At 60.6% G+C, this 20803-nt stretch carries 21 protein-coding genes and 1 tRNA gene; 11 read left to right on the top strand and 11 right to left on the bottom strand.

Annotated features, from left to right (window positions below; translation table 11 throughout):
• Positions 1-41 precede the first annotated feature (41 nt).
• Positions 42-2048 carry a hypothetical protein gene (locus tag AC3WP7_RS03845; protein WP_139212835.1) on the bottom strand — a complete coding sequence of 669 codons (2007 nt, stop codon included), beginning with the start codon at positions 2046-2048 and terminating at the stop codon, positions 42-44.
• A gap of 170 nt (positions 2049-2218) precedes the next feature.
• A complete protein-coding gene (gene ung, locus AC3WP7_RS03840) occupies positions 2219-2911 on the bottom strand; it encodes a uracil-DNA glycosylase (protein WP_092241372.1) in 693 nt (230 codons plus the stop codon).
• A gap of 136 nt (positions 2912-3047) precedes the next feature.
• Between ung and dspII the strand changes: the two genes are divergently transcribed.
• Positions 3048-4160 carry an enoyl-CoA hydratase/isomerase DspII gene (gene dspII / locus AC3WP7_RS03835; protein ID WP_102593054.1) on the top strand — a complete coding sequence of 371 codons (1113 nt, stop codon included), beginning with the start codon at positions 3048-3050 and terminating at the stop codon, positions 4158-4160.
• A gap of 56 nt (positions 4161-4216) precedes the next feature.
• On the opposite strand, the gene AC3WP7_RS03830 is transcribed toward dspII, so the two are convergent.
• Positions 4217-4582, bottom strand: coding sequence for a hypothetical protein (locus AC3WP7_RS03830; protein WP_083351549.1), 366 nt, complete (start codon positions 4580-4582; stop codon positions 4217-4219).
• Positions 4583-4844: 262 nt separating this feature from the next.
• On the opposite strand from AC3WP7_RS03830, the gene AC3WP7_RS03825 reads away from it, so the two are divergent.
• The 5 genes from AC3WP7_RS03825 (at position 4845) to AC3WP7_RS03805 (ending at position 8925) form a co-directional block, all read left to right on the top strand.
• A complete protein-coding gene (locus AC3WP7_RS03825) occupies positions 4845-6467 on the top strand; it encodes a methyl-accepting chemotaxis protein (protein ID WP_102593055.1) in 1623 nt (540 codons plus the stop codon).
• Between the two features lie 74 nt (positions 6468-6541).
• A complete protein-coding gene (locus AC3WP7_RS03820) occupies positions 6542-6754 on the top strand; it encodes a cysteine-rich CWC family protein (RefSeq protein WP_071488921.1) in 213 nt (70 codons plus the stop codon).
• Positions 6754-7446: a pseudouridine synthase gene (locus AC3WP7_RS03815; RefSeq protein WP_102593056.1), complete on the top strand. Its 693-nt coding sequence runs from the start codon at positions 6754-6756 to the stop codon at positions 7444-7446. Before AC3WP7_RS03820 ends, AC3WP7_RS03815 begins: the two co-directional genes overlap by 1 nt.
• Positions 7447-7751: 305 nt before the next feature.
• The gene (locus AC3WP7_RS03810) at positions 7752-8636 is read left to right on the top strand and encodes an alpha/beta fold hydrolase (protein WP_102593057.1); all 885 of its coding nucleotides are present in this window, start codon (positions 7752-7754) and stop codon (positions 8634-8636) included.
• A 215-nt stretch (positions 8637-8851) separates the two neighbouring features.
• Positions 8852-8925: transfer RNA gene (locus tag AC3WP7_RS03805), tRNA-Gly, on the top strand.
• Positions 8926-9329: 404 nt separating this feature from the next.
• On the opposite strand, the gene AC3WP7_RS03800 is transcribed toward AC3WP7_RS03805, so the two are convergent.
• Positions 9330-10499: an MFS transporter gene (locus AC3WP7_RS03800; protein ID WP_102593058.1), complete on the bottom strand. Its 1170-nt coding sequence runs from the start codon at positions 10497-10499 to the stop codon at positions 9330-9332.
• Positions 10496-11659, bottom strand: coding sequence for an MFS transporter (locus AC3WP7_RS03795; protein ID WP_102593059.1), 1164 nt, complete (start codon positions 11657-11659; stop codon positions 10496-10498). The genes AC3WP7_RS03800 and AC3WP7_RS03795 overlap by 4 nt, the downstream gene beginning before the upstream one ends.
• A gap of 95 nt (positions 11660-11754) precedes the next feature.
• Here AC3WP7_RS03795 and AC3WP7_RS03790 point away from each other — a divergent pair, with 95 nt between their 5' ends.
• The 5 genes from AC3WP7_RS03790 (at position 11755) to AC3WP7_RS03770 (ending at position 14530) form a co-directional block, all read left to right on the top strand.
• A complete protein-coding gene (locus AC3WP7_RS03790; RefSeq protein WP_093119191.1) occupies positions 11755-12648 on the top strand; it encodes a LysR family transcriptional regulator in 894 nt (297 codons plus the stop codon).
• 168 nt (positions 12649-12816) lie between these two features.
• Positions 12817-12999, top strand: coding sequence for a type II toxin-antitoxin system HicA family toxin (locus tag AC3WP7_RS03785; protein WP_003189411.1), 183 nt, complete (start codon positions 12817-12819; stop codon positions 12997-12999).
• A gap of 22 nt (positions 13000-13021) precedes the next feature.
• Complete coding sequence (locus tag AC3WP7_RS03780; protein ID WP_102593060.1) at positions 13022-13432, top strand: type II toxin-antitoxin system HicB family antitoxin; 411 nt, start codon at positions 13022-13024, stop codon at positions 13430-13432.
• A gap of 90 nt (positions 13433-13522) precedes the next feature.
• Positions 13523-14023, top strand: a complete 501-nt coding sequence (locus tag AC3WP7_RS03775; RefSeq protein WP_092241352.1) for a methylated-DNA--[protein]-cysteine S-methyltransferase — start codon at positions 13523-13525, stop codon at positions 14021-14023.
• Positions 14024-14104: 81 nt separating this feature from the next.
• Positions 14105-14530 carry a low affinity iron permease family protein gene (locus tag AC3WP7_RS03770; protein WP_092241350.1) on the top strand — a complete coding sequence of 142 codons (426 nt, stop codon included), beginning with the start codon at positions 14105-14107 and terminating at the stop codon, positions 14528-14530.
• Positions 14531-14585: 55 nt separating this feature from the next.
• On the opposite strand, the gene AC3WP7_RS03765 is transcribed toward AC3WP7_RS03770, so the two are convergent.
• The 6 genes from AC3WP7_RS03765 to AC3WP7_RS03740 form a co-directional block, all read right to left on the bottom strand.
• Positions 14586-15113, bottom strand: coding sequence for a DUF4142 domain-containing protein (locus tag AC3WP7_RS03765; RefSeq protein ID WP_071488912.1), 528 nt, complete (start codon positions 15111-15113; stop codon positions 14586-14588).
• A 164-nt stretch (positions 15114-15277) separates the two neighbouring features.
• On the bottom strand, positions 15278-16609 hold the full coding sequence (locus tag AC3WP7_RS03760) for an MFS transporter (protein WP_092241348.1): 1332 nt from the start codon (positions 16607-16609) through the stop codon (positions 15278-15280).
• A 59-nt stretch (positions 16610-16668) separates the two neighbouring features.
• Positions 16669-17610, bottom strand: coding sequence for a hydroxymethylglutaryl-CoA lyase (locus AC3WP7_RS03755; protein ID WP_093119197.1), 942 nt, complete (start codon positions 17608-17610; stop codon positions 16669-16671).
• Entirely contained in the window at positions 17607-18800 is a 1194-nt protein-coding gene (locus AC3WP7_RS03750; RefSeq protein ID WP_102593061.1) for a CaiB/BaiF CoA transferase family protein, read from the bottom strand. The genes AC3WP7_RS03755 and AC3WP7_RS03750 overlap by 4 nt, the downstream gene beginning before the upstream one ends.
• Before the next feature lie 89 nt (positions 18801-18889).
• The gene (locus tag AC3WP7_RS03745) at positions 18890-19798 is read right to left on the bottom strand and encodes a LysR family transcriptional regulator (protein WP_092241342.1); all 909 of its coding nucleotides are present in this window, start codon (positions 19796-19798) and stop codon (positions 18890-18892) included.
• Positions 19798-20472: an NAD(P)H-binding protein gene (locus AC3WP7_RS03740; RefSeq protein WP_093512101.1), complete on the bottom strand. Its 675-nt coding sequence runs from the start codon at positions 20470-20472 to the stop codon at positions 19798-19800. The genes AC3WP7_RS03745 and AC3WP7_RS03740 overlap by 1 nt, the downstream gene beginning before the upstream one ends.
• Positions 20473-20803: the final 331 nt, after the last annotated feature.

The following is a 20803-nucleotide window of genomic DNA, read 5'->3' as shown; positions in this document are numbered from 1 at the left end:
TGGCATTAGGCCTTAAGCCCCCCTGTCATTCAACCTGTTTTCTATTGGGATTTTGATTTGCCAGGCTTCGACCGCTTACCTGCGGGCGGAGCGAGACACGTCGATCCACTAGGCCGGATAAGGTCAATCCGCGAGGGTCTGGCTGCTGACCTCCCAGTTGGGCCAGAGGCTTTATACAGGCGGTAGTAATGCAACCCAGAACCATTGGTTGGAATCAGCCCTGGCACCGTGATCAACGGGTCGAAAGGTTGGATATCCACCTCTACTACGCCGGCAATTCTGTGGGCGTCTGTCAGCTCCACTTCAAACCAGACCTGAGTCCCCGGAATAGGCGTCCCCCCACCATGGGTCGTGCGGTGACTGCTCCAGAACAACCTGACCTTATCCCCGACTTCAAAGTGAGTCGTGCTCCAGGGAATCCCCACAATGACCGCCTCATAGGGCTGAGGGACGGTGTCGCAGGTGATCCACTTATTCGGGTGATCGTTCAGCACGTTGGCTGCAAGCAGCCCCGTTAGCGTGTCCAACTCAACCCGCACTTCGGTGGCAGGGCTACGTTGATAATTGACGCCGTTGTAGGTCCAGTAATAAACGTCTACCAGTCCACCACCCGCTACGATCAAGGCCCATGGCACATACAACCGCACGTTCTGCCCGGCGACATCTCCGGGATCAACCACTTTGATATCGGCAAATGCACCGTCATTGCCCCAGAAAAGGCGCAGGTTTTCCCCCACCTCCGGATCGACGAACAAAGGCACCTCAACCAGAACAGGGCCGGGTGAGTCTGCCGGAGTGATCACGTTATCCTCAGTGACCCCTTTGACCGTTACACGCGGCAACATGGGGTTGATCGGATCGGGGCCGACCGGAGGATCACCTGCCACCGTAGCATCGACCTCAATGAAGGTGTCCGGTGAGTTTTTGGTGAGCGAACCGCGCGCAAACTGGTACCAGACCCGTACCGGGTACCGAGCGTCAAACCCGCCCGCCAGGAATATCGGCCACGCGACCTCCACAGGGATGGGCCAGATCTGTAGCGGACCTACGGTAATCGTCGCCAACACATGGGTGTTCCAACGCAGAGTAATGATATCTCCCTGCTCTGCGTCTACCACTTCGCGGATGGAGACGCTAACGCCTTGGCGGATATCATCCAGATCAATCAGGCCATCAGTTTCTGCCCGAGGCACCAAAGGCCGGAGCAAGTCTGGCAAGGAAACAAGGTTGATATCGAGCTTGACCGGATCGGAAAAAGGCCCAATGTTGCCGACACGGTCCATCAGCCGATACGACACCCACCGCTCACCGCCCCCACTGTTGCGAACAAAATCTTCGGGTATCAAGAACTGCAGCGGATCACCGTCTTCAATATGGCGCCGTTCAACGACCAAGCGGTCGACGTAATTGATATGGGGGAGGACTCCAAAGTAAACCATGACCACGTCCTCAGTGCGCATGATCATGTATCGCGGAACTTCACAGGGGATACCTGCGTCGGCGGTGAGTTCGGCATCACTCACGCCATCAAGCGTGTAGTCGTTGAATATCAATTCGGTACCCGGGTTATCCAGGTTGGGGGGGCTATCATCGACGTCAATCAGGGTTCGCTCAGACTCTCCCGTCGGCAACAATACCCCACTGATTTCGTAGTACAGCAGGCTGATACCGGGAGAATCCAACAACCATGCCGGCAGCTCTTGGGTGTAGGGGAACAGGACGGCAGGATCATAGGGACCGAAAATCTGCGCGGTATGCACATGATCGCCCTTCCAGAAGTATCGAATGTCGGTGCGCACGTTAGTGGCTGCATTATTGGGCATCCACACGCTTGGAATGGTAACTTTGAAGGGCTGGCCCCGAACTGAGAGGGGAATTTTGTGAGCGGCTTCGTCCCATAACAGCGGAAGGCCATCTTCCGGTAGTGGGCCGACCACCCCGGGTGAGGGAGCGGCACGTCCCGCTGCAGGAGTGTTCTTTTTTCTTTTGTTGGGACGGGTGTTTTTAGCGACGTTTTTTTTCTGTTGGCGCACCTTTGAGTCAGTCATCTCATTCTCCCAACGCAACCCATGATATGGCGACCTTGGGCTACTGCGCTGGCACGCACCCGCCGCCTACGGTCAGGAGAACAGTTAAAACAGAAATCGACGCCTTGGATACTGTCAGAACTAACAGGGTCCTACGGCGAAAACCTCGCTTGCGTCGTACCCAGGCGGACTCAAAGCTGCGGCACTACCCAATCAATTGCCGTTTCGCCATTCTGCTCAAGAAACTTGTTGGTCCGGCTGAAATGCCCGCAACCCAAAAACCCGCGATACGCCGACAACGGCGACGGGTGCACCGACGTCAGCACCAGGTGCTTGGTCGCGTCGATCAGCTTCTGCTTGCTCTGGGCATGCGCGCCCCACAGCAGAAACACCAGGTGCGGCTGATGTTCGCTGACCACTTCGATAATCCGATCGGTAAAGAACTGCCAGCCCTTGCCCGCATGGGCGTTGGCATTGGCGCGCTCGACGGTCATGGTGGTGTTGAGCATCAGCACGCCCTGGTCGGCCCAGCTTTGCAGGTAGCCGTGGTTGGGGATGTCGATGTTCAAGTCGCGCTTGAGCTCTTTGTAGATATTGAGCAGCGACGGCGGCGTCGGGATGCCCGGTTGCACCGAGAAGCACAAGCCGTGGGCCTGGCCGGGACCGTGGTACGGGTCCTGGCCGAGGATCACCACCTTGACCTTGTCCAGTGGCGTGGAGTTGAGCGCGTTGAAAATCAGCGGGCCGGGCGGGTAGATCTCTTTGCCGGCGGCATGTTCCTGGCGCAGGAACTCGCGCAACCGGGCCATGTACGGCAGCTCGAACTGATCCCGCAGGGCGTGTTTCCAGCTGGGTTCGAGTTTGATACGGTCGTCGTCGGTCATGGTTGAATGGTCTTGTCAAAAAGAATGAGGCGAACCCTAGGAAAGCCGACCCCGCTTGTCAATTGATCTGACACATCGACGCCACTTTCCTGCGAAGCGATCATACTCATCCTTCACCTTCTCGATTGAGGTCACGATGAACCTGCACTTCGAAGAGCTGACCGGCAGCGACGGTGCCCGCATCGGCATCGCCAGCCTCGACGCTGAAAAGTCCCTCAACGCCCTTTCCCTGCCGATGATCCTCGCCTTGAGCAGTCGCCTGGACACCTGGGCCAAAGACCCGAATATCGTCTGCGTGCTGTTGCGCGGCAACGGCCCCAAGGCCTTTTGCGCCGGTGGCGAAGTGCGCAGCCTGGCGCAGGCTTGTCGCGAAGAGCCCGGTGTGGTGCCGGCGCTGGCGGCGCAATTTTTTGCGGCGGAGTATCGCCTTGATTACCGCCTGCACACCTACCCGAAACCGGTGATTTGCTGGGGCCACGGCTATGTGCTGGGCGGCGGCATGGGTCTGCTGCAAAGTGCCGCGATCCGCATCGTCACCCCCAGCAGCCGGCTGGCCATGCCGGAGATCAGCATCGGCCTGTACCCGGACGTCGGCGCCAGTGAGTTCCTGTCGCGCCTGCCGGGCAAGCTCGGGTTGTTCCTCGGACTCACCGGTGCGCATATAAACGGGCGTGACGCGTTGGACCTGGGCCTGGCCGACCGTTTCCTGCGTGACGACCAGCAGGACGAATTGCTTGATGGCCTGCTGCAACTGAACTGGCAGGAACAGACCCCGATGCAGCTCAACAGCCTGCTCAAGGCGCTGGCCCAGGAAGCCGCCAGCCAGCAACCCGAAGCGCAATGGCTGCCGCGCCGGGCACAGATCGACGAATGGCTGGATGTGGGCGACGTGCGGTGTGCCTGGCGCGCCTTGAGCCTGCTGAGTGAGCATACCGATCCACTGTTCAGCCGTGCCGGCAAGACGTTGAGCGAAGGCTGCCCACTGACCGCCCATCTGGTGTGGGAACAGATCCAGCGCGCCCGTCACCTGTCGCTGGCCCAGGTGTTCCAGATGGAATACACCCTGAGCCTCAATTGCTGCCGTCATCCTGAATTCAGCGAAGGGGTGCGCGCGCGTTTGATCGACAAGGACCAGGCACCCCATTGGCATTGGCCGGATATCAACGCCGTTCCTGAGGCGGTGGTGCAGGCCCACTTCGACAAGGCGTGGGAAGGTCGCCATCCGCTGGCCGACCTGTCCGATTACTGACGGCTGCGCCCCCAAAAAAAAGCGGCGCTTCATGCGCCGCTTGCCGTACAGGCCCGTCAACGGTGACCGCCGCGGCCACCTCCATGGTCGGAACCGCGACCGTGTCCACCACCATTCCCCCAATGACCTCCGCCCCAGCCCTGGTTTGGATACGGCCGGTAACCGGCACGCGGCCCGTAGTAACGCGGCGCCGGCTGGTAATAACGCGGGGCCGAGTAGTAGCGCGGTTGTGGCGCGTAGTAGCGCGGCGCGGGGTAGTAATCACGGCGGTACTGATACGCCGTGCCGCCGCCGTAGTAATACACCGGTGCCGGTGAGGTATAGACCTCGGATCGATAGTAGCTCTGGCCTCCATCGTAATAGGGCACGCAAGCGGAAAGGGTTAGACCGAGTAAAGCGCTGAGCAGCAGTCGTCGATACATGGCGGCCTCCTGGACCGCGGAAGAGCGCCTCCAGCGACGCTGGAGGGCGGCACTCAACTTTCATTGAATGACGAAATATCTGACATCAAAAACTGAATCTGGTGCGTTTTCGTAATAGGTTGAAACATCTACGTGCGCTTTATCGATTCAGTAAATTTATCTGGCTCGCAACTTTCTCAATTGCGATGATGTCACTATGACATCGCCAAGGGCCAGGGAGGCTCTAGCGTGCACCCTTCGCTACCCTGCCCGGACCTGACTCATGAAAATCTCAACCAAACTGCTGCTCTCATTCCTACTGTGCGCGCTGGTCACCCTGGGGGTGGGCCTGCTGGGGATCAAAGGCGTGGTTCGCCTCTCCACGGCGTTGGAGTCGACGTTCTCCAACAACCTCGTCTCGGTAAGCACCACAGCCGCCACGCTCAACGGTCTGGTGGCCCATAACCGCGGCCTGTACCGCTTGCTGGACGCCAGCAACGGTGACGTTTCCACCCAGGATCGCGACCGTGTGCGCCAGGATATCGCCCAGGAACTCAAACGCAGCCAGTCGTCCTACTCCACCTACCGCGCAACCCCGCTGGAAGACGACGAACGGGCAGCCGGCGACAAACTCGACCAACTCTGGCCCACCTACATCAGCAGTTCGGACCGCATCATGGCGCTGCTCGACGGTGGTCAGCTCGATCAGGCCCGCACCGAGCTCAATACCACCAACAATGAGCTCTTCCGCCAGGCGCGCGAGCTGATCCGCGTGATGGTCGAATCCAATAACCGCCAGATCAAGGAAGGCGCCGCCGCTGCGGATGAACTGCGCAGCAGCGCGTTGACCTGGATGATCAGCGGCATTGTGCTGGCCTTCATCATCGCCCTGACCATTGGCGTGTTGATCACCCGCCTGATCACCCGCCCCATCGCCCAGGCCGTGGCAAGCGCCCAACGCATCGCCCAGGGTGACCTGACCCAAGCCATCATCACCGAACGCACCGACGAGGCCGGGCAACTGCTGATGGCCCTCTCGGATATGCAGGGCGGCCTGAAAAGCACCCTGGTGGAAATCGCCAACGCGTCCGACCAGCTTGCATCGGCGGCTGAAGAACTGAGTGCGGTCACCGATGAAAGCAGCCGTGGCCTGACCCGCCAGAACGATGAGATCCAACAGGCGGCCACCGCCGTCAACCAGATGACCGCCGCCGTGGACGAAGTGGCCAGCAACGCCGTCTCGACCTCTGAAGCCTCGCGCCAGGCCACCACCGAAGCCGAAGAGGGTCGCCAGCAAGTGGAACAGGCGGTGTCCGGCATGAGCTCGATGGTGGTTGAGATCAATGACTCCACGCAGTCGGTGGCAGACCTCGCCGGGCAGGTACGGGAGATCGGCAAGGTGATCGATGTGATCCGTGGCATCGCCGACCAGACCAACCTGCTGGCGCTCAATGCGGCCATTGAAGCGGCCCGTGCGGGTGAGCAAGGTCGCGGTTTTGCCGTGGTCGCCGATGAAGTGCGCGCCCTGGCCCATCGCACCCAGACGTCCACGGTCGATATCGAAAAGATGATTGGTGAAGTGCAGACCGGTGCCGACGACGCCGTCGCGGCGATGAACAAGAGCCTGACCTGGGCTAACAACACCCAGACCCTGGCGCAGAACGCCGGCGAAGCGCTGCAACGGATCACCACCAGCGTGGCGAAGATCAATGAACGCAACCTGGTGATCGCCTCGGCCTCGGAGGAACAGGCCCAGGTGGCCCGCGAAGTGGACCGCAACCTGCTGAACATCCAGGACCTGTCCACCCAGACGGCCGCCGGCGCCCATCAGACCAACGCCTCCAGCCAGGACCTGTCGCGCCTGGCCACCTCGTTCAACGTGCTGGTCAGCAAGTTCCAGCTCTGAGTGGCCTGGGCGGGGACGGCCCTGTATCGTACAGGGCCTGGCGGAATCATCCGCAACCTTGCCCGAACCAGCCCATGACCACACCCACCCTTTGCCCCGCCTGCGGTGCACGCAACGACTGCAGCCTGGCTGACCCACGTACGGTTGACCAGGCCTGCTGGTGCTACAGCGTCACCATCGACCCGGCGGTGCTCCAGGCCCTGCCCGATGAACTGCGCAACCAGGCCTGCCTGTGCCCGCGCTGTGCCCAGGTCGATGAGCAACTGCGTAGGGTTGAGCCGACGTAATGCGGGTGGATCGTTTCCTCAGTAACCTGCCGCGCTTCAATCGCAAGCAAGTGCGCCTGCTGTTGGTTGAGCGGCGTGTGGCGGTGGATGGCGTGGCCGTCAGCGACCCCCATCACGAGGTGCGGGAATTCAGCCGAGTGAGCGTTGACGATGAGGTGCTGCAGGCAGGCAAACCAGCGCGTTACTTCATGCTGCACAAGCCCCGGGGGTGCGTGAGCGCCACGTCTGATCCGCAACATCCGACGGTTCTGGATTTACTCGATGAGCCGGACAAAGGCGAATTGCACATTGCCGGTCGTCTGGACTTCAACACCACCGGCCTGATGCTGATCACCAACGACGGCCAATGGTCGCGGCGCCTGACGCAACCGCAGACCAAGTTGCCCAAGATCTATCTCGTCGAGACCGAACAGGCTATCGGCCCCGAGTACGCAATGACATTTGCCAAGGGGATGTACTTCGCCTTCGAAGACCTGACCACCCAACCCGCCGAGTTGGAGTTGCTCGGGCCGAGACGCGCTCGCTTGAGCATCATCGAAGGGCGTTATCACCAGGTGAAGCGCATGTTCGGGCACTTTGATAACAAGGTCATCGGCCTGCACCGCGAGCGCATGGGCCCCCTGGTGCTGGATGCGACCCTTGCGCCTGGCCAGTATCGGGCGCTGACTGACGACGAAATCCGACAGGTCTGACGACCGTTCAGCCGGTGATAGCAAAAAACCGCCAGGTCACCTTGCGAGGTACCGACTCGACTGCTTGAATCAGGATCACCAGTTCAAATATGACTGGCGAGTCGCCTATAACCTCCAAGAAATACCTTGCCCCGCCCGCGCTTGATCTACGGGCCTTCCAGGCAAACAGCCCGTCACAACAACACCCGTCGGCCAGCCGTCATCGGATCGACATGGGCCCTCCTTTTCCAGGCGTATGCCTACCTGTCACAAAGCTCGTGCAGAGTGATCTGCGCGCCCTACCCGCTTGCCAGGAGTCTTACGACATGAGGCCAGAAATCGCTGTGTTGGATATACAGGGTCAGTATCGGGTTTACACGGAGTTCTATCGCGCGGACGTTGCTGCAAAGACCATCATCCTGGTCAACGGCTCCATGGCCACCACGGCATCCTTCGCCCAAACCGTGAAAAGCCTGTACCCGCAGTTCAATGTGGTTTTGTACGACCAGCCCTACGCCGGTCGCTCCAAAATCCATAACCGCCATGAGCAGATGCTGACGAAGGAAGTCGAAGGCCAGCTCCTGCTGGAGCTCATCGACCACTTTGCCGCTGAACATGTGCTGTCGTTTTCCTGGGGCGGTGCCGCCACCCTGGTCGCCCTCGCCCACCGGCCACGTCGCGTGGAAAAAGCCGTGATCAGCTCGTTCTCCCCAGTGATCAACGCGCCCATGCGCGACTACCTGGAACGCGGCGTCGACTACCTCGGCAACCTCGACCGCGACCGCGTCGGCCACCTGGTCAACAGCACCATCGGCAAACACCTGCCGTCACTGTTCAAGCGCTTCAACTACAAGCACGTGAGCAGCCTGGCCGAGCACGAGTATGGGCAGATGCACTTCCACATCAGCCATGTGCTCAACAGTGACCGCCTGTGCTACCTCAAGGCAGCCAGGCAGATCGACATCCCGGTGTTGTTTTTGAACGGTGAATGGGACGAATACACCAGCGCCCAGGATGCCAAGCTGTTTGGCCAGCATGTGGCAAAAAGCAGCTTCAGCACGATCCAGGCCACGGGGCATTTCCTGGACATGGAGCACAAGGCCGCCTGTCGGGACAGCCGGGATGCGGTGGTGGGCTTCTTGAAACCGGAGCGCCAGGTCAGCCGATTGCGTTATCAGACCGGCCCGGCACAACATGCCTTTGCACTCTGAAACACGCCCCCTTGCAAGAGCGGGCTTGCCCGCGAAGAACGTCAACGATAACGCTCGTCTCCTGAGAGAACGTGGCGCTCTTGAGTCTTTCGCGAGCAAGCTCGCTCCTGCAATGGGTTCGCTTGTCGATGTGTGAGACATCTGTAACCCACACATTTTTTTGAAGAAAAACTTCAAATTCCGGCGAACTTCTGGTACAAAGTCAGCCGCTCTGAGCGGGTATAGTTTAATGGTAGAACAGTAGCTTCCCAAGCTTCCGACGAGGGTTCGATTCCCTCTACCCGCTCCACTCGGATTCTCGTTCCGCGTCAGGTTGTCTCTGACGAGGGATGCAAAAAACCGGTCCTTTGGTGGCCGGTTTTTTTATGCGTTGAATTTGATGGGAGGGTGGCAACTGCACGCAGGCGAGTGAACCGGGTAGCTTTCGGGATACCGGCACACTTTATGCGTTGCGTGCAGTTGCCATCGAGCATGTAGCGGCTGACAAACCATAAATAGCCTTCCCATGGTGTACAACCCAACGCGTTCCGATGAGCGTGTAGGCAACTTCGCAAGATCAGACTTCAGCCGTCAACGCGTAGATGCACATTGTGTTTTTCGGCTTTCCTCCCCCGTGGTATGGGCGGCCTGGAGTCTGTACAAGGCGTTGGCTCCTGGACCAACGCCGCCCGAGCTGGACATACCGCCAGACACTCAATCGCTTGAGTGAATTCCCCGCTGCACCACCCACGCCAACGGCAACGTCACCCCCAACATACCGGCCAGCAGCATCACCGCCACCGTCACGCCCAGCGCATCCCCCACCCCGCCGAACACCATCGGCGCCAATGCCCCGCCACCAATCGTGCCGGTGTAGAACACGGCGAACGCCTGTTCGCGTTTCTCTGCTGGTGCCAGATCGGGCACCGCACCGTACAACACCGAAGACGTGCCGTTGAGCACCAGCCCCAGCACCGGCAACATCACCATCAACCCGCTCAACGGCAGGTACACCGCCGCCACGATCAGCAGTGCCGTGCTGCCCTCCGTCAACCACACCGTCTTCATCATGCCGATGCGTGCGCCCAGGTAGCCGCAGAATAATTTGCCGAACGCGCCGCCGATAAACAGCAGGGTCAGGGCCAGGCCAATACCGGCGGTGCCGGCCCCCTTGGCCTGCAGCAGAAACGGCAGGAAGGTGAGAAAACCCATGCGCACGGCGCTGTCGAGGGTGCCGGTGAGGATCAGTGCGCGCAGACCGGTGACGGAGCCTGTTCCGGTGAAGGGTTTGGCTTTTTTGGTCGAGGACGCTTCGGATGTTTGCGCAGGAATAAGCCACCACAGCAACCCCGCCGCCGCCAACCCCAGCAACCCCAGCAACGTGGCACTGGCGCGCCAACTGATCAGCGTGAGCAACAGGCCGACCAGACCGGGGATCAGGGTTTTGCCGATGTCGCCGGAGAAGTTGTACTGGGACAACGCCTGCTTGATTCCGCCACCGTCTTCGTAGGCATCGCTGATCATCGAAGACGCCAGCGGGTGTTGGCTACTGGCCCCCAGCCCACCGAGCAGCAGCGCCAGCAATAGCATCACCAGCCCGGTGGCCTGGCCCACCAACAGGTAAGCCGTGCCGGCGAGCGCGGTTCCGCCGACCAGCATCGGCACTCGACCCCAGCGTTTTGCGGCGCGGCTGGCCATGAGCTGGAACACCGCCATTATCCCGGAATAGGCACCGCGCAACAGCCCGACCTGGGCGTAGGACAAGGCGAACTGTGTTTGCCAGATCGGCAGCAGCACGTAGATGACATCGGTCAGGCCATCATGCACGGCGTGGGCGCTGCAGCCGGCGATCAGCGTGCGACGGCGGGGTGGGATGGCATTCATGGCGTCGGGATCAGTTGAGGTTTGGCGGGCCTCCAGCCGGTCAGGGCGATCAGCAAGGTCAACACCTGGAAGGTGATAATCAGCGCCACACACCCGGCCCAGCCCCAGCGTTCCCAGATCAATGCCGGGACAATGGCGCCGCAACTGCCGCCCAGGTAGTAACACGTGAGGTACACCCCCACAGCGCCTGCCTTATTGTCACGGGCCGTTACCGTGGTGAACGCGTTGGCTGCCGACTGCGCGAGGAATACGCCGGTAGAACTGAGGGCCAGGCCCACCACGATGCACCACAAGGAAGGCACCAGCGTCAGCGCCGAGCCGCTGATGCCCAGCAGCGCTGCCACACTCAGCAGTTCGGCGTGGGGCCGGGATTTGCTGAGGCGCCCGGCAATGGGGATCACGATCAGCGCCAGCAAAAACACCATATACAGCGTGCCCAATGCCGCAGGCCCCAGGCTGAAGGGCGGTAATCCAAGGTACAAACCTGCGTAGGTAAACGCTGCGACCTGTGAGAACAACACACAAAATCCTACGGCGTAGGCAGCCAGCAAAGGCTTGCTAAAAACCGCCGAGAACGAGGGTTGAACCTTCTCTGATCGCGCACGACTCATCGGCAACAGAAACTGGATAAACCCACCCACCATCAGACTCAGCACCGCCAGCCATTCAAAGGCTTCGCGCCAGCCGACATATTCAGTCACGACGCCGGTGATGAAACGCCCGGCGAACCCACCCAGCACGGTCCCTGCCACATACAGGCTGGTGACTTCCGTCAGCGTACCGCCACGCCAGCGGTCGCCGATATACGCCACGCTGGTGGCGAACACCACCGGGATCAACACCCCCGCCACACACCGCCACACCAACACTTCGGCAAAGCTGTCGGCCCAGGCGGTCATCAGTGACGGCAGCGCCAACAGCAAAGCCGCTGTGCTGATCACCGTGCGTGGTTCGAAGCGCCCGGTCAGGCGGCTGACGAACGGCGCAGTGATCGCCACGGCCAGCGTCGTCACGGTGATGCTCCACCCCGCCGCCTTGGCGCTGATGTGAAACTGCGTAGCAAATGTCTGGAGAATGCTCTGTGTGGCATACAGGTTGAGGAACGCCGCGCAGCCACACAGGAACAGGGCAAGACGGGCACAATGCAGGCGCGGTTTCATGAAACCTCTCGTTTTATTTTGTGAGGTCTTTATAGAATGGCCGGCAGGTCTTGAACCAATACCGATTTCGGACCGATCGATACCCAAGGACCAGGATGCTCGACCTACGCAAGCTGCGTTACTTTCTGACCGTCGCCGAAGAATTGCACTTCGGCCGCGCAGCCATTCGTCTGCACCTGGCGCAACCGCCGCTGACGCGACAGATCTCGGCGCTGGAAACCGAGCTGGGCTTCAAGCTGTTCGACCGCACCAGCCGCACGGTCACCCTCACCGCGCAAGGCCGCTCATTCCTGCCCTATGCACGCGGCGTACTGGAGCAGGTGGAATTGGCACAGGTGATCGCCGGCAAACTCGCGGCAGGTACGGCCGGGCAACTGGCGTTAGGCTATGTCAGCTCGATCGCACTGTCGGACCTGTTCAGCCAGGCGATCCAGGCGTTTGCCCAACGCTTTCCCGATGTGCAATTGACCCTGGTGGAATGCGCCTCGGGCAGCCTGGGTGCGCAGGTGGCAGATGGGCGGCTGGATATCGGCCTGAGTCGCCTGTTGCCCCAAGGCGAAGCGGTGCAAGCGCTGTCCCTGGGTGAAGAACGCCTGGTGGCCGCTGTGTCCAGCGACAGCCCGCTGGCCAGCCTTTCTAACGTCAGCCTGGCGCAGCTCTGTGCCTACCCGTTGATTCTGTTTCCAGCGGATTATGGCTCGGGGCTCAACCAGTCCATCGAACAGCTTTACCGGCACCACGGCCAGCCGCTACGCCCAGGCCCGACCGGGCGGCAGATCACCTCGATCATTGCGCTGGTGGCCGCCGGACAAGGCGTGGCGTTGGTGCCGGCGTGTACGCAGAGCCTGATGAATAAAGGCGTGACGTACAGGCCGTTGGTGGAAGCGGATGCGTGTGCGCAGCTGTTGGTACTGACCCGAACAGAATCAAAAAGTGTACTGGTTGATGCGTTTCTCGCAGTCATTGCACAGACGCTAAAGGTCCGGTAACGCCGCTGCAAAACCTCGCAATACCTCCTTGCGGCGCCATTCCGCCGCGCTCATACACTCTCTTGACCACCTGCCAAAACGCCGGTCATCGACCACTGGTAGGTAGAGTGTTGATAATTTCATTTCAGTGGTTATAGTCGCCACCATCACACACCACACGGAGGTGTTGTGGATAGCCGATATTTGATAGGTCACATCGTTGCGGACGGTTGGTATCTGGTACGCATCAGAGGCAGCCATCACCACTTCAAGCACCCGACAAAACCGGGGCTGGTGACGATTCCCCATCCAAAGAAGGACCTGTTGGACAAGACCGCCAAGAGCATTTTGAAACAGGCTCTGCTGAGTTAACCGTCCGTGGAGGACAACAGACATGCTTTACCCGATTGCAATTTCAACCGGCGACGACGACCACGCCTGGGGCGTGGAAGTCCCGGATATTCCCGGCTGCTACTCCGCCGGCGATGACCTGGACGACGCCATGGCCATGGCCCGCGAAGCCATTGAAGGACACTTCGAGATCCTGGCGGAAGACGGTGCACCGATTCCCAGCGCGCAAAAGGTCACCTTGCACGCCACCAACCCTCAATATGCAGGTTGCACCTGGGCGGTGGTGGACATTGATGTCACCAAGTACCTGGGCAAGGCGCAGAAGCTGAACATCACGCTGCCCGGTTATCTGCTGAACCGCATCGATGAATATGTGCTGCACCACCCGGAAGAAAAAAGCCGTTCCGGCTTTCTGGCTTCAGCGGCACTTAAAGTGTTACAGCAGGACCACTGAACAAACCGAATTCAATCGCAAGAAACGTAGTTTCCAGTTGGGCGGCGTGGTCTAGATTCAACGCTACCCCGCCTACCCAGGAGCCCGCTCATGTCCTACGAATACAAGCTCATGCCTTCGCCTGTCGGCGTACTCACCCTCGTGGCGCGTGCTGGCAAACTCAGCGCCATCCTCTGGGCAGAAGAACGCGCCAACCGCGTGCGCCTGGGTGAACTGCACGAGGCCAATGACAGCCCGGTGTTGCTGGAGACCGAACGCCAGTTGCACGAGTACTTTGCCGGCAACCGTAACCAGTTCGAACTTGAGCTGGACTTTACCGGCACCGATTTTCAGAAGCAGGTCTGGCAGGCGCTGCTCACCATTCCCTTTGGCGAAACCCGCAGCTACAGCCAAATTGCCCAGCAGATCGGTAACCCTAAAGCCGTTCGCGCAGTGGGCGCGGCCAATGGACGTAACCCGATTTCGATCATTGCGCCGTGCCATCGGGTCATTGGCGCGTCGGGCGGCTTGACCGGGTTTGCCGGAGGGTTGAAAGCCAAGCAATATTTGCTCGCGCTTGAAGGTACTGGCCAGGTCGAATTGGCGTTTTAAGAAGCGTCGGTCAAATGTAAAAAGAAATTTCAAAGATTCCCTGCGGTCCATAACTTCATCACCCTTCCAAGGAAAACGGTCATGAAATTCTCCGCAGTCTCCCAATCCCTGTCCCGCTGGGCCGGCAGCCCGCGCACGTTCTACGCGGCAGTGGCGCTGATCCTGGCGTGGAGCTTGAGCGGGCCGTATTTCCACTACAACGACACCTGGCAACTGATCATCAATACCTCGACCACCATCATCACCTTCTTGATGGTGTTCCTGATCCAGAACACGCAGAACCGCGATAACGACATCCTGCATATCAAGATCGACGAGCTACTGCGTGTGTCCAAGGATGCACAGAATGCGGTACTTAGCCTGGATGGGCTGGATCGCAAGGAACTGGAAAAACTGCGCCAGGAATATCGCAGCATCGGCAACGCCGGCACGGTAAGCCTGAACAGCAGTTGTGGTCATGCCGCCGACGATGCGGCAGCGACCAAGACCGATTTGAACCAGGCATGAAAAAACGGCGGTTGGAGAAGATCCAGCCGCCGTTTTTTCAGTTCAGGAGACAGGCTCAACCGTCGCCTTGATGACCTTTGCCATAGGTCGACGCCAATTCACGGGCTTTTTGCAGACGCTCCTCCAGCTTGGGCAGCGTCTCATCGACCAGGGCTTTGATTTCCGGCACATCCGACGCCGCACCTTCCTGCTTGAACAGGGCGATGGCGTCTTCGTTTTCCTTCACTTGCTGCGCAGTGTAGGCCGCATCGAAGGAGTCGCCGTCCTTGAGTTCGGGCATCAGGGTTTCGGCTTTATCGACAATCTTCTCGCGCGGCGCCACGGGCAGGTCGAGCTTCTTGGCGATGGCCGCCAGGTGCTGGTTGGCCAGGGTGCGCTCGTTGATCACCTCGATGGTGTAGTCCTTGATTTCCTGGGACGAGGTCTTGGCGTGGGCCATGCGGCTGGTTTCGATATCGGCCATGCCTTTGGCCGAAGCCTGCTCGATGAATTCAGCAGGCGACTGGGCGAAAGCATTGCTGGCGCCGAGGCCCAGCAGCATCGCGAAACTGGCGGTGCGTAACCGGATAGCCATGCGGCTCATGATGGGTTCCTCCAGGGCAAAAATAGGGGCGAGGAATACACCCCGCCCTCATTTCGAATTTTGAGGGCGGTAAAGGTTTAGAAAAAACTTGTCAGTGCGACGAACGGTCGTCACCGAATCAGGCGGGCTTGCCACCGTTGCAGTGTTCGCCCTCAATGGGCCGATCAGCCTTTATCGAGGGTGCGCAACTTCTGCGGCAGCCCCCACAGCAACAGCGCCGCCGCCAACAGCGCGCACACGCCGATCACGTAAAGCGCCGGGGTGGTGCTGCCGGTGAGGTCCTTGATCCGCCCTACCATCACCGGGCTGACAATGCCGCCGAACTGCCCGAGGGTATTGATCACCGCAATGCCTCCCGCCGCGCCTGCACCGGCGCCGGCCAGCAACTTGGGTGGCAGGGTCCAGAAGGTCGGGATCGAGGCGATGATACCCGCGCCCAACATGCCCAGGGCGATGATCAGGAAGGTGGTGTGGTCGGCAAAAATCCCGGCACTGAAAAAGCCTATCGCCCCCAGCACCACCAGGCCGCAGACAAACTTGCGCCGCTCGCCGGTGGCATCCGACAGCCGCCCGATTACCACCATGCTGATGGCGCCGCACACATAAGGAATCGCCGTGAGCAGGCCGATCATCACCGGGCTCTGGGTGCCGGCGCTGCGGATCAATTGCGGCGCCCAGAAGTTGAGGCCGTAGGACGCCACCTGGATCAGGAAGTAGATAAAACCGAGCATCAGGAACCCGGGGATGCGGATCGCCGACAGCAGCGAACCGCCGTGCTGGTTCGGCTCGTGCTTGGCGATACGGCTTGCCAGCAACGTCTTCTCCGCCGGCGTCAGCCAATGGGCGTCTTCGATGCGATCCTTGAGCAACGTCAGCACCAGCAAACCCAGGCCAATGCAAGGCAAGCCGCCGAGCAGGAACAGCCAGTGCCAGCCGCGCATTTGCAACACGCCGTCGAGGTGTTCCAGCACCAGGCCGGAGAACGGTGCACCGACCAGACCGGCAAACGCCGAGGCCAGGAACAACATCGACGTGATACGCCCACGGAAGTGCTGCGGGAACCACAACGTCAGGTAATACAGCACGCCCGGCGCGAACCCCGCCTCCATCGCACCGATGATGAAACGCAGCCCGTAGAACTGCCATTCGGCCGTGACAAACACCATGGCCGCCGTGGCCAGGCCCCACGACATCATGATCCGCGCAATCCAGCGCCGGGCGCCGACCTTGTACAGCATCATGTTGCTCGGCACTTCGAAGATCACATAACCCACCACGAACAGCCCGGCCCCCAGGCCATAGGCGGTGTCGCTCAGGCTCAGGTCGGCTTGCAGCTGGAACTTGGCGAAGCTGATGTTGATCCGGTCAAAAAACGCGAACAGGTAGCACACCATGATCAGCGGCATCAGGCGCCAGGCGACCTTGCTGACCAGGGCTTTTTCGGCATTGATTTCTGCGGCCGGGCGCGCGCCGGCCTGCAACGTATGAGTGCTCATGGTTTCTCTCCAGCGGGCTGCTCAGCGGCGCCCGATTGTTTTTGTTGTCTGGTACGGCGTTACAGCGTGGCGATGTAGGCCGGCGGCGCATGCAGGTCGCCGTTGCGCCCGGCCTTGGCGACCTGGCCGGGCAGGTCGTGGCCCAGCAGGGCCGGCAAGCGGCGGGACATGTGCAGCAGGTGCGGCAGATCGATCCCGGTGTGAATCCCGACTTCGTCGCACAGGTTCACCAGGTCTTCGGTGCAGATATTGCCCGACGCCCCCGGCGCAAACGGGCAGCCGCCCAAGCCGCCGAGCGCCGCGTCAAAGCGACGGGCACCGGCCTCATAAGCGGCCAGCACATTGCACAAACCCAGACCGCGAGTGTTGTGGAAATGCAGGGTCAGGTCACGGGCGGATACGCGCTGCAACACGCGCTTGACCAGGCGTTCGACCTGACGCGGATTGGCCATGCCCGTGGTGTCGGCCAGGCTGATGCCCTGGATGCCCAATTGGAGATAAGCGTCAACGATGCGCAGCACGCGGTCTTCATCGATCCTGCCCTCGAACGGGCAACCGAAGGTGGTGGCGATGCTGCCGTTGAGCCTTACCGGATGGTCGGCGGCAAAGCGCGTGATATCGCCAAACGCCGCCAACGACGCTTCACAACGCATACGCATATTGGCCAGGTTGTGGGTCTGGCTGGCGGACATCACCAGGTTCAATTCATCGGCACGGGACTCGATGGCGCGCTGGGCGCCCTTGAGGTTGGGGATCAGCGCCACGTAGATCACACCCGGTTTACGGTCGATGCCCTGGAACACCTGCTCGCCATCACGCAACGCCGGGATGGCCTTGGGCGACACGAATGAACCGGCTTCGATCCGTGAGAAACCGGCGAGGGAAAGCTGATCGATCAAGGCGATCTTGTCCGCTGTTTCGACCCAGGTCGGCTCGATTTGCAGGCCATCGCGCGGGGAGACTTCCTGCACGATCAGCGGGTCGCAATAGTCTGAAATCATTGCACCACTCCCGAGGTTTTCAGGCGTTGGATATCGGCACCGGCCAGGCCCAGGCTGCCAAGAATTTCGTCGGTGTGCTGGCCCAGGGTCGGGCCTTGCCAGTTCACGCCGCCGGGGGTTTCCGACAGTTTGGGTACGATGCCCGGCATCTTCACCGATACACCGCCGGGCAGCTCGGCATTGAGCAACATCTCACGCGCCTGGTAATGCGGGTCGCTGACGATATCCGCCACGGAGTAGATGCGTCCGGCCGGCACTTCGGCGGCTTCCAGGGCGCTGAGCACCTGCTCGATGGGCAGGCTGCTGGTCCAGTGGGTAATCGCGGCGTCGAGCAAACCGCTCTTGGCGGCGCGGCCATCGTTGTGGGCGAACTCGGGCGCTTCGGCCAGGTCGGCGCGGCCGATGGTGTGCATCAGGCGCTTGTAGATCGGGTCGCTGTTGCCGGCGATCACCACGTAGGCCCCGTCGGCGGTCAGGTAGGTGTTGGACGGCGCAATGCCCGGCAAGGCGCCGCCGCTGCGTTCACGCACATGGCCGAGCATGTCGTATTCCGGCACCAGGCTTTCCATCAGGTTGAACACGCTTTCGGCCAGAGACACATCGACAATCTGCCCATTGCCCTGGCCGGTCTTGACCCGCAGCAGCGACATCAGTGCGCCGATCACGCCGTGCAGCGAAGCCAACGAATCCCCCAGGCTCACGCCGACCCGCGCCGGTGGCGAGTCCGGGTTGCCGGTGGTGTAGCGGATGCCGCCCATGGCTTCGCCGATGGCGCCGAAACCCGGACGGTCGCGGTAAGGGCCGGTCTGGCCATAGCCGGAGATACGCACCAGGGTCAGCTTCGGGTTGAGAGCGTGCAGCACGTCCCAGCCGAGGCCGAGCTTTTCCAGGCCGCCGGGGCGCAGGTTTTCGATGAGCACGTCGGCGTCGCCGAGCAATTGCTTGATCAGGTCCAGGCCTTCCGGGGACTTGAGGTCCAGCGCCAGGGACTTCTTGTTGCGCGATTGCAGGTACCACCACAGCGACGTGCCTTCGTGCAGCTTTCGCCATTTGCGAAGTGGGTCGCCCTGGCCCATGGCTTCGATCTTGATCACCTCGGCGCCAAACTCGGCCATCAGCCGGGCGGCGAACGGCGCGGCAATCAGGGTGCCGATCTCGATCACCTTGATACCGCTCAGGGGAGCCGTCATCGGGTGTACCTCTTATTCTTGGAATGTGCCGCCAAGACTAGAGGGCCGATGCAGGAGAAATCCAACCGTCAGTTGGCAAGCAGCGTTCGCTAAACGCGAACGCTCAAATAATCGAACAACAGTCGACTGACCGGTGACAGTTGGGTTTCATCGCGCACCACCAGGATCAGGCTGCGATCCGACCAATCGTCCGTCAGTGGTACGGCATGCAAACCCAGTGCGCGACCAAATAATTCATAGGCTTTCTGCGGCAGGATGCCGATGCCCATATTGGCCTGCACCATCCGGCACATCGCATCAAACCCCGGCACGTGAATGCGCAGGCGCAGCAGCTTGCCCGCCTCGCGTGCAGCCGCGTGGGTGCGCATATTGATGGAGCTGGCGGCGTGCAGGCCGACGTAGTCGCTGTCGAGGGTTTCGGCGAAGGCCAGGCTTTCGCGGCTCGCCAGTGGATGATCCTTCGGCATCAGCACCACCAGTTTGTCGTGGCGATAGGTCACGCTGGGCAGGCCTTTGGTGTCGGTGTCACTGGAGCAGATCCCCAGGTCCGCGACGCCATCCAGTACGCCCTGCACCACGCCTTTGCTGGGGCGTTCTTCCAGATCGGTTTTGACTGCGGGGTGCAGTTCGGAAAAGTCCCGCAGGTCTTCCGGCAGGAACTCAATGATCGCCGACAGATTGGCCAACATCCGCACATAGCCGCGCACGCCATGGCTGTGTTCGCCCAGTTCCAGGCCCATCTTCTCGACGTTGAACAGCATCTGCCGCGCATGGTGCAGCAGGGTTTCACCGGCAGCCGTCAGGTCCATGCCCTTGGCCCGCCGCACGAACAGGCTCACGCCCAGCACCTGCTCCAGTTCCATCAAGCGCTTGCTGGCGGCGGACACGGCGATGGCTTCGCGGTTGGCGGCACGGGTCAGCGTGCCTTCCTCGAACACCGCTACGAACAACTGCAGCGTGATCAGGTCCAGCCGACGCACCAGACTCTTGTGCAGCATCAGCGACGCTCGCTGGCCAGCCGGTTGATCCCGGCCTGTTCCACCACCGGCTGCGGTGCGCCGTGGCTGGCCGCCTGCAACATGGCCCGGCCCACCGTCTCGGTACTCACCACCCAACCCGGTTTCAGCCGCCGTACAAACGACAGCAACGGCCCAAGCACGGAATAAAACCACTGATACAACGGCGTCTTCGAGCGCACGCCATGCAGCGGCTGGATCACCCCCGGCCGAAACACATACACCGCCTTGAACGGCAGGCGCAGCAAAGCGTTCTCGGTCTTGCCCTTGACCCGTGCCCACATCGACTTGCCCGCCTCGGAACTGTCGGTACCGGCGCCGGACACATAGATAAAGGTCATCTGCGGGTTGAGCCGCGCCAGGGTGCTGGCGGCGACCAGGGTGAGGTCGTAGGTGAGGTGGGTGTACCTGGCTTCATTCATGCCCGCCGATGAAACGCCGAGGCAGAAGAAACACGCATCAAAGCCTTGCAGCAGGTTTTCCAGGGGTTGGAAATCCAGCATGTCGCTGTGCAACACCTGGTGCAGCTTGCCGTGTTCCTGGGTCAGGGGCGTGCGACCGACGGCGACCACTTCCTGCACGTCGGCGGCCAGCAGGCACTCCCGCAGCACGCCCTGGCCGACCATGCCGGTGGCACCGAATAACAGAACTCTCATCCACTACTCCCTTCATCCCGCTGGTTTTGACTACCTGAGAGACAGGTCTTCGGAGGCTATCGTCACATTAGGCCCTTGCACTACCACCTTACTCAATATGGTGACAGGTGACTTCATCAAATCGTACGACGCCTCTGGGTATAGCTCGAAACACCACGATAAAAAACGCCTTGATCTCGTTACCCATTCAGTGCAGATGAATACACGCCAATGAAAATTGTAGGAAGTTACACACATCAAAATATCCGCCGACTGTCACCTCAAAAAGAAAGTCCTGACTTAACCTTCAAAAAAATTCCCATTAGTGTTATTTCTCTCCATCGCCAAGGAC

Source organism: Pseudomonas sp. FW305-3-2-15-C-LB1 (assembly GCF_058787615.1).
Note: the sequence above shows the minus strand (reverse complement) of the source record. Positions and strands in the feature narration are given on the sequence as shown.

Coding starts and splice junctions, on each gene's coding strand:
- AC3WP7_RS03795 (WP_102593059.1), bottom strand. CDS start 11,659: ATGAAACCGCGCCTGCATTGTGCCCGTCTTGCCCTGTTCCTGTGTGGC.
- AC3WP7_RS03825 (WP_102593055.1), top strand. CDS start 4,845: ATGAAAATCTCAACCAAACTGCTGCTCTCATTCCTACTGTGCGCGCTG.
- dspII (WP_102593054.1), top strand. CDS start 3,048: ATGAACCTGCACTTCGAAGAGCTGACCGGCAGCGACGGTGCCCGCATC.
- AC3WP7_RS03830 (WP_083351549.1), bottom strand. CDS start 4,582: ATGTATCGACGACTGCTGCTCAGCGCTTTACTCGGTCTAACCCTTTCC.
- AC3WP7_RS03760 (WP_092241348.1), bottom strand. CDS start 16,609: ATGAGCACTCATACGTTGCAGGCCGGCGCGCGCCCGGCCGCAGAAATC.
- AC3WP7_RS03780 (WP_102593060.1), top strand. CDS start 13,022: ATGCTTTACCCGATTGCAATTTCAACCGGCGACGACGACCACGCCTGG.
- AC3WP7_RS03745 (WP_092241342.1), bottom strand. CDS start 19,798: ATGCTGCACAAGAGTCTGGTGCGTCGGCTGGACCTGATCACGCTGCAG.
- AC3WP7_RS03755 (WP_093119197.1), bottom strand. CDS start 17,610: ATGATTTCAGACTATTGCGACCCGCTGATCGTGCAGGAAGTCTCCCCG.
- AC3WP7_RS03815 (WP_102593056.1), top strand. CDS start 6,754: ATGCGGGTGGATCGTTTCCTCAGTAACCTGCCGCGCTTCAATCGCAAG.
- ung (WP_092241372.1), bottom strand. CDS start 2,911: ATGACCGACGACGACCGTATCAAACTCGAACCCAGCTGGAAACACGCC.
- AC3WP7_RS03820 (WP_071488921.1), top strand. CDS start 6,542: ATGACCACACCCACCCTTTGCCCCGCCTGCGGTGCACGCAACGACTGC.
- AC3WP7_RS03740 (WP_093512101.1), bottom strand. CDS start 20,472: ATGAGAGTTCTGTTATTCGGTGCCACCGGCATGGTCGGCCAGGGCGTG.
- AC3WP7_RS03765 (WP_071488912.1), bottom strand. CDS start 15,113: ATGAGCCGCATGGCTATCCGGTTACGCACCGCCAGTTTCGCGATGCTG.
- AC3WP7_RS03770 (WP_092241350.1), top strand. CDS start 14,105: ATGAAATTCTCCGCAGTCTCCCAATCCCTGTCCCGCTGGGCCGGCAGC.
- AC3WP7_RS03790 (WP_093119191.1), top strand. CDS start 11,755: ATGCTCGACCTACGCAAGCTGCGTTACTTTCTGACCGTCGCCGAAGAA.
- AC3WP7_RS03810 (WP_102593057.1), top strand. CDS start 7,752: ATGAGGCCAGAAATCGCTGTGTTGGATATACAGGGTCAGTATCGGGTT.
- AC3WP7_RS03800 (WP_102593058.1), bottom strand. CDS start 10,499: ATGAATGCCATCCCACCCCGCCGTCGCACGCTGATCGCCGGCTGCAGC.
- AC3WP7_RS03845 (WP_139212835.1), bottom strand. CDS start 2,048: ATGACTGACTCAAAGGTGCGCCAACAGAAAAAAAACGTCGCTAAAAAC.
- AC3WP7_RS03775 (WP_092241352.1), top strand. CDS start 13,523: ATGTCCTACGAATACAAGCTCATGCCTTCGCCTGTCGGCGTACTCACC.
- AC3WP7_RS03750 (WP_102593061.1), bottom strand. CDS start 18,800: ATGACGGCTCCCCTGAGCGGTATCAAGGTGATCGAGATCGGCACCCTG.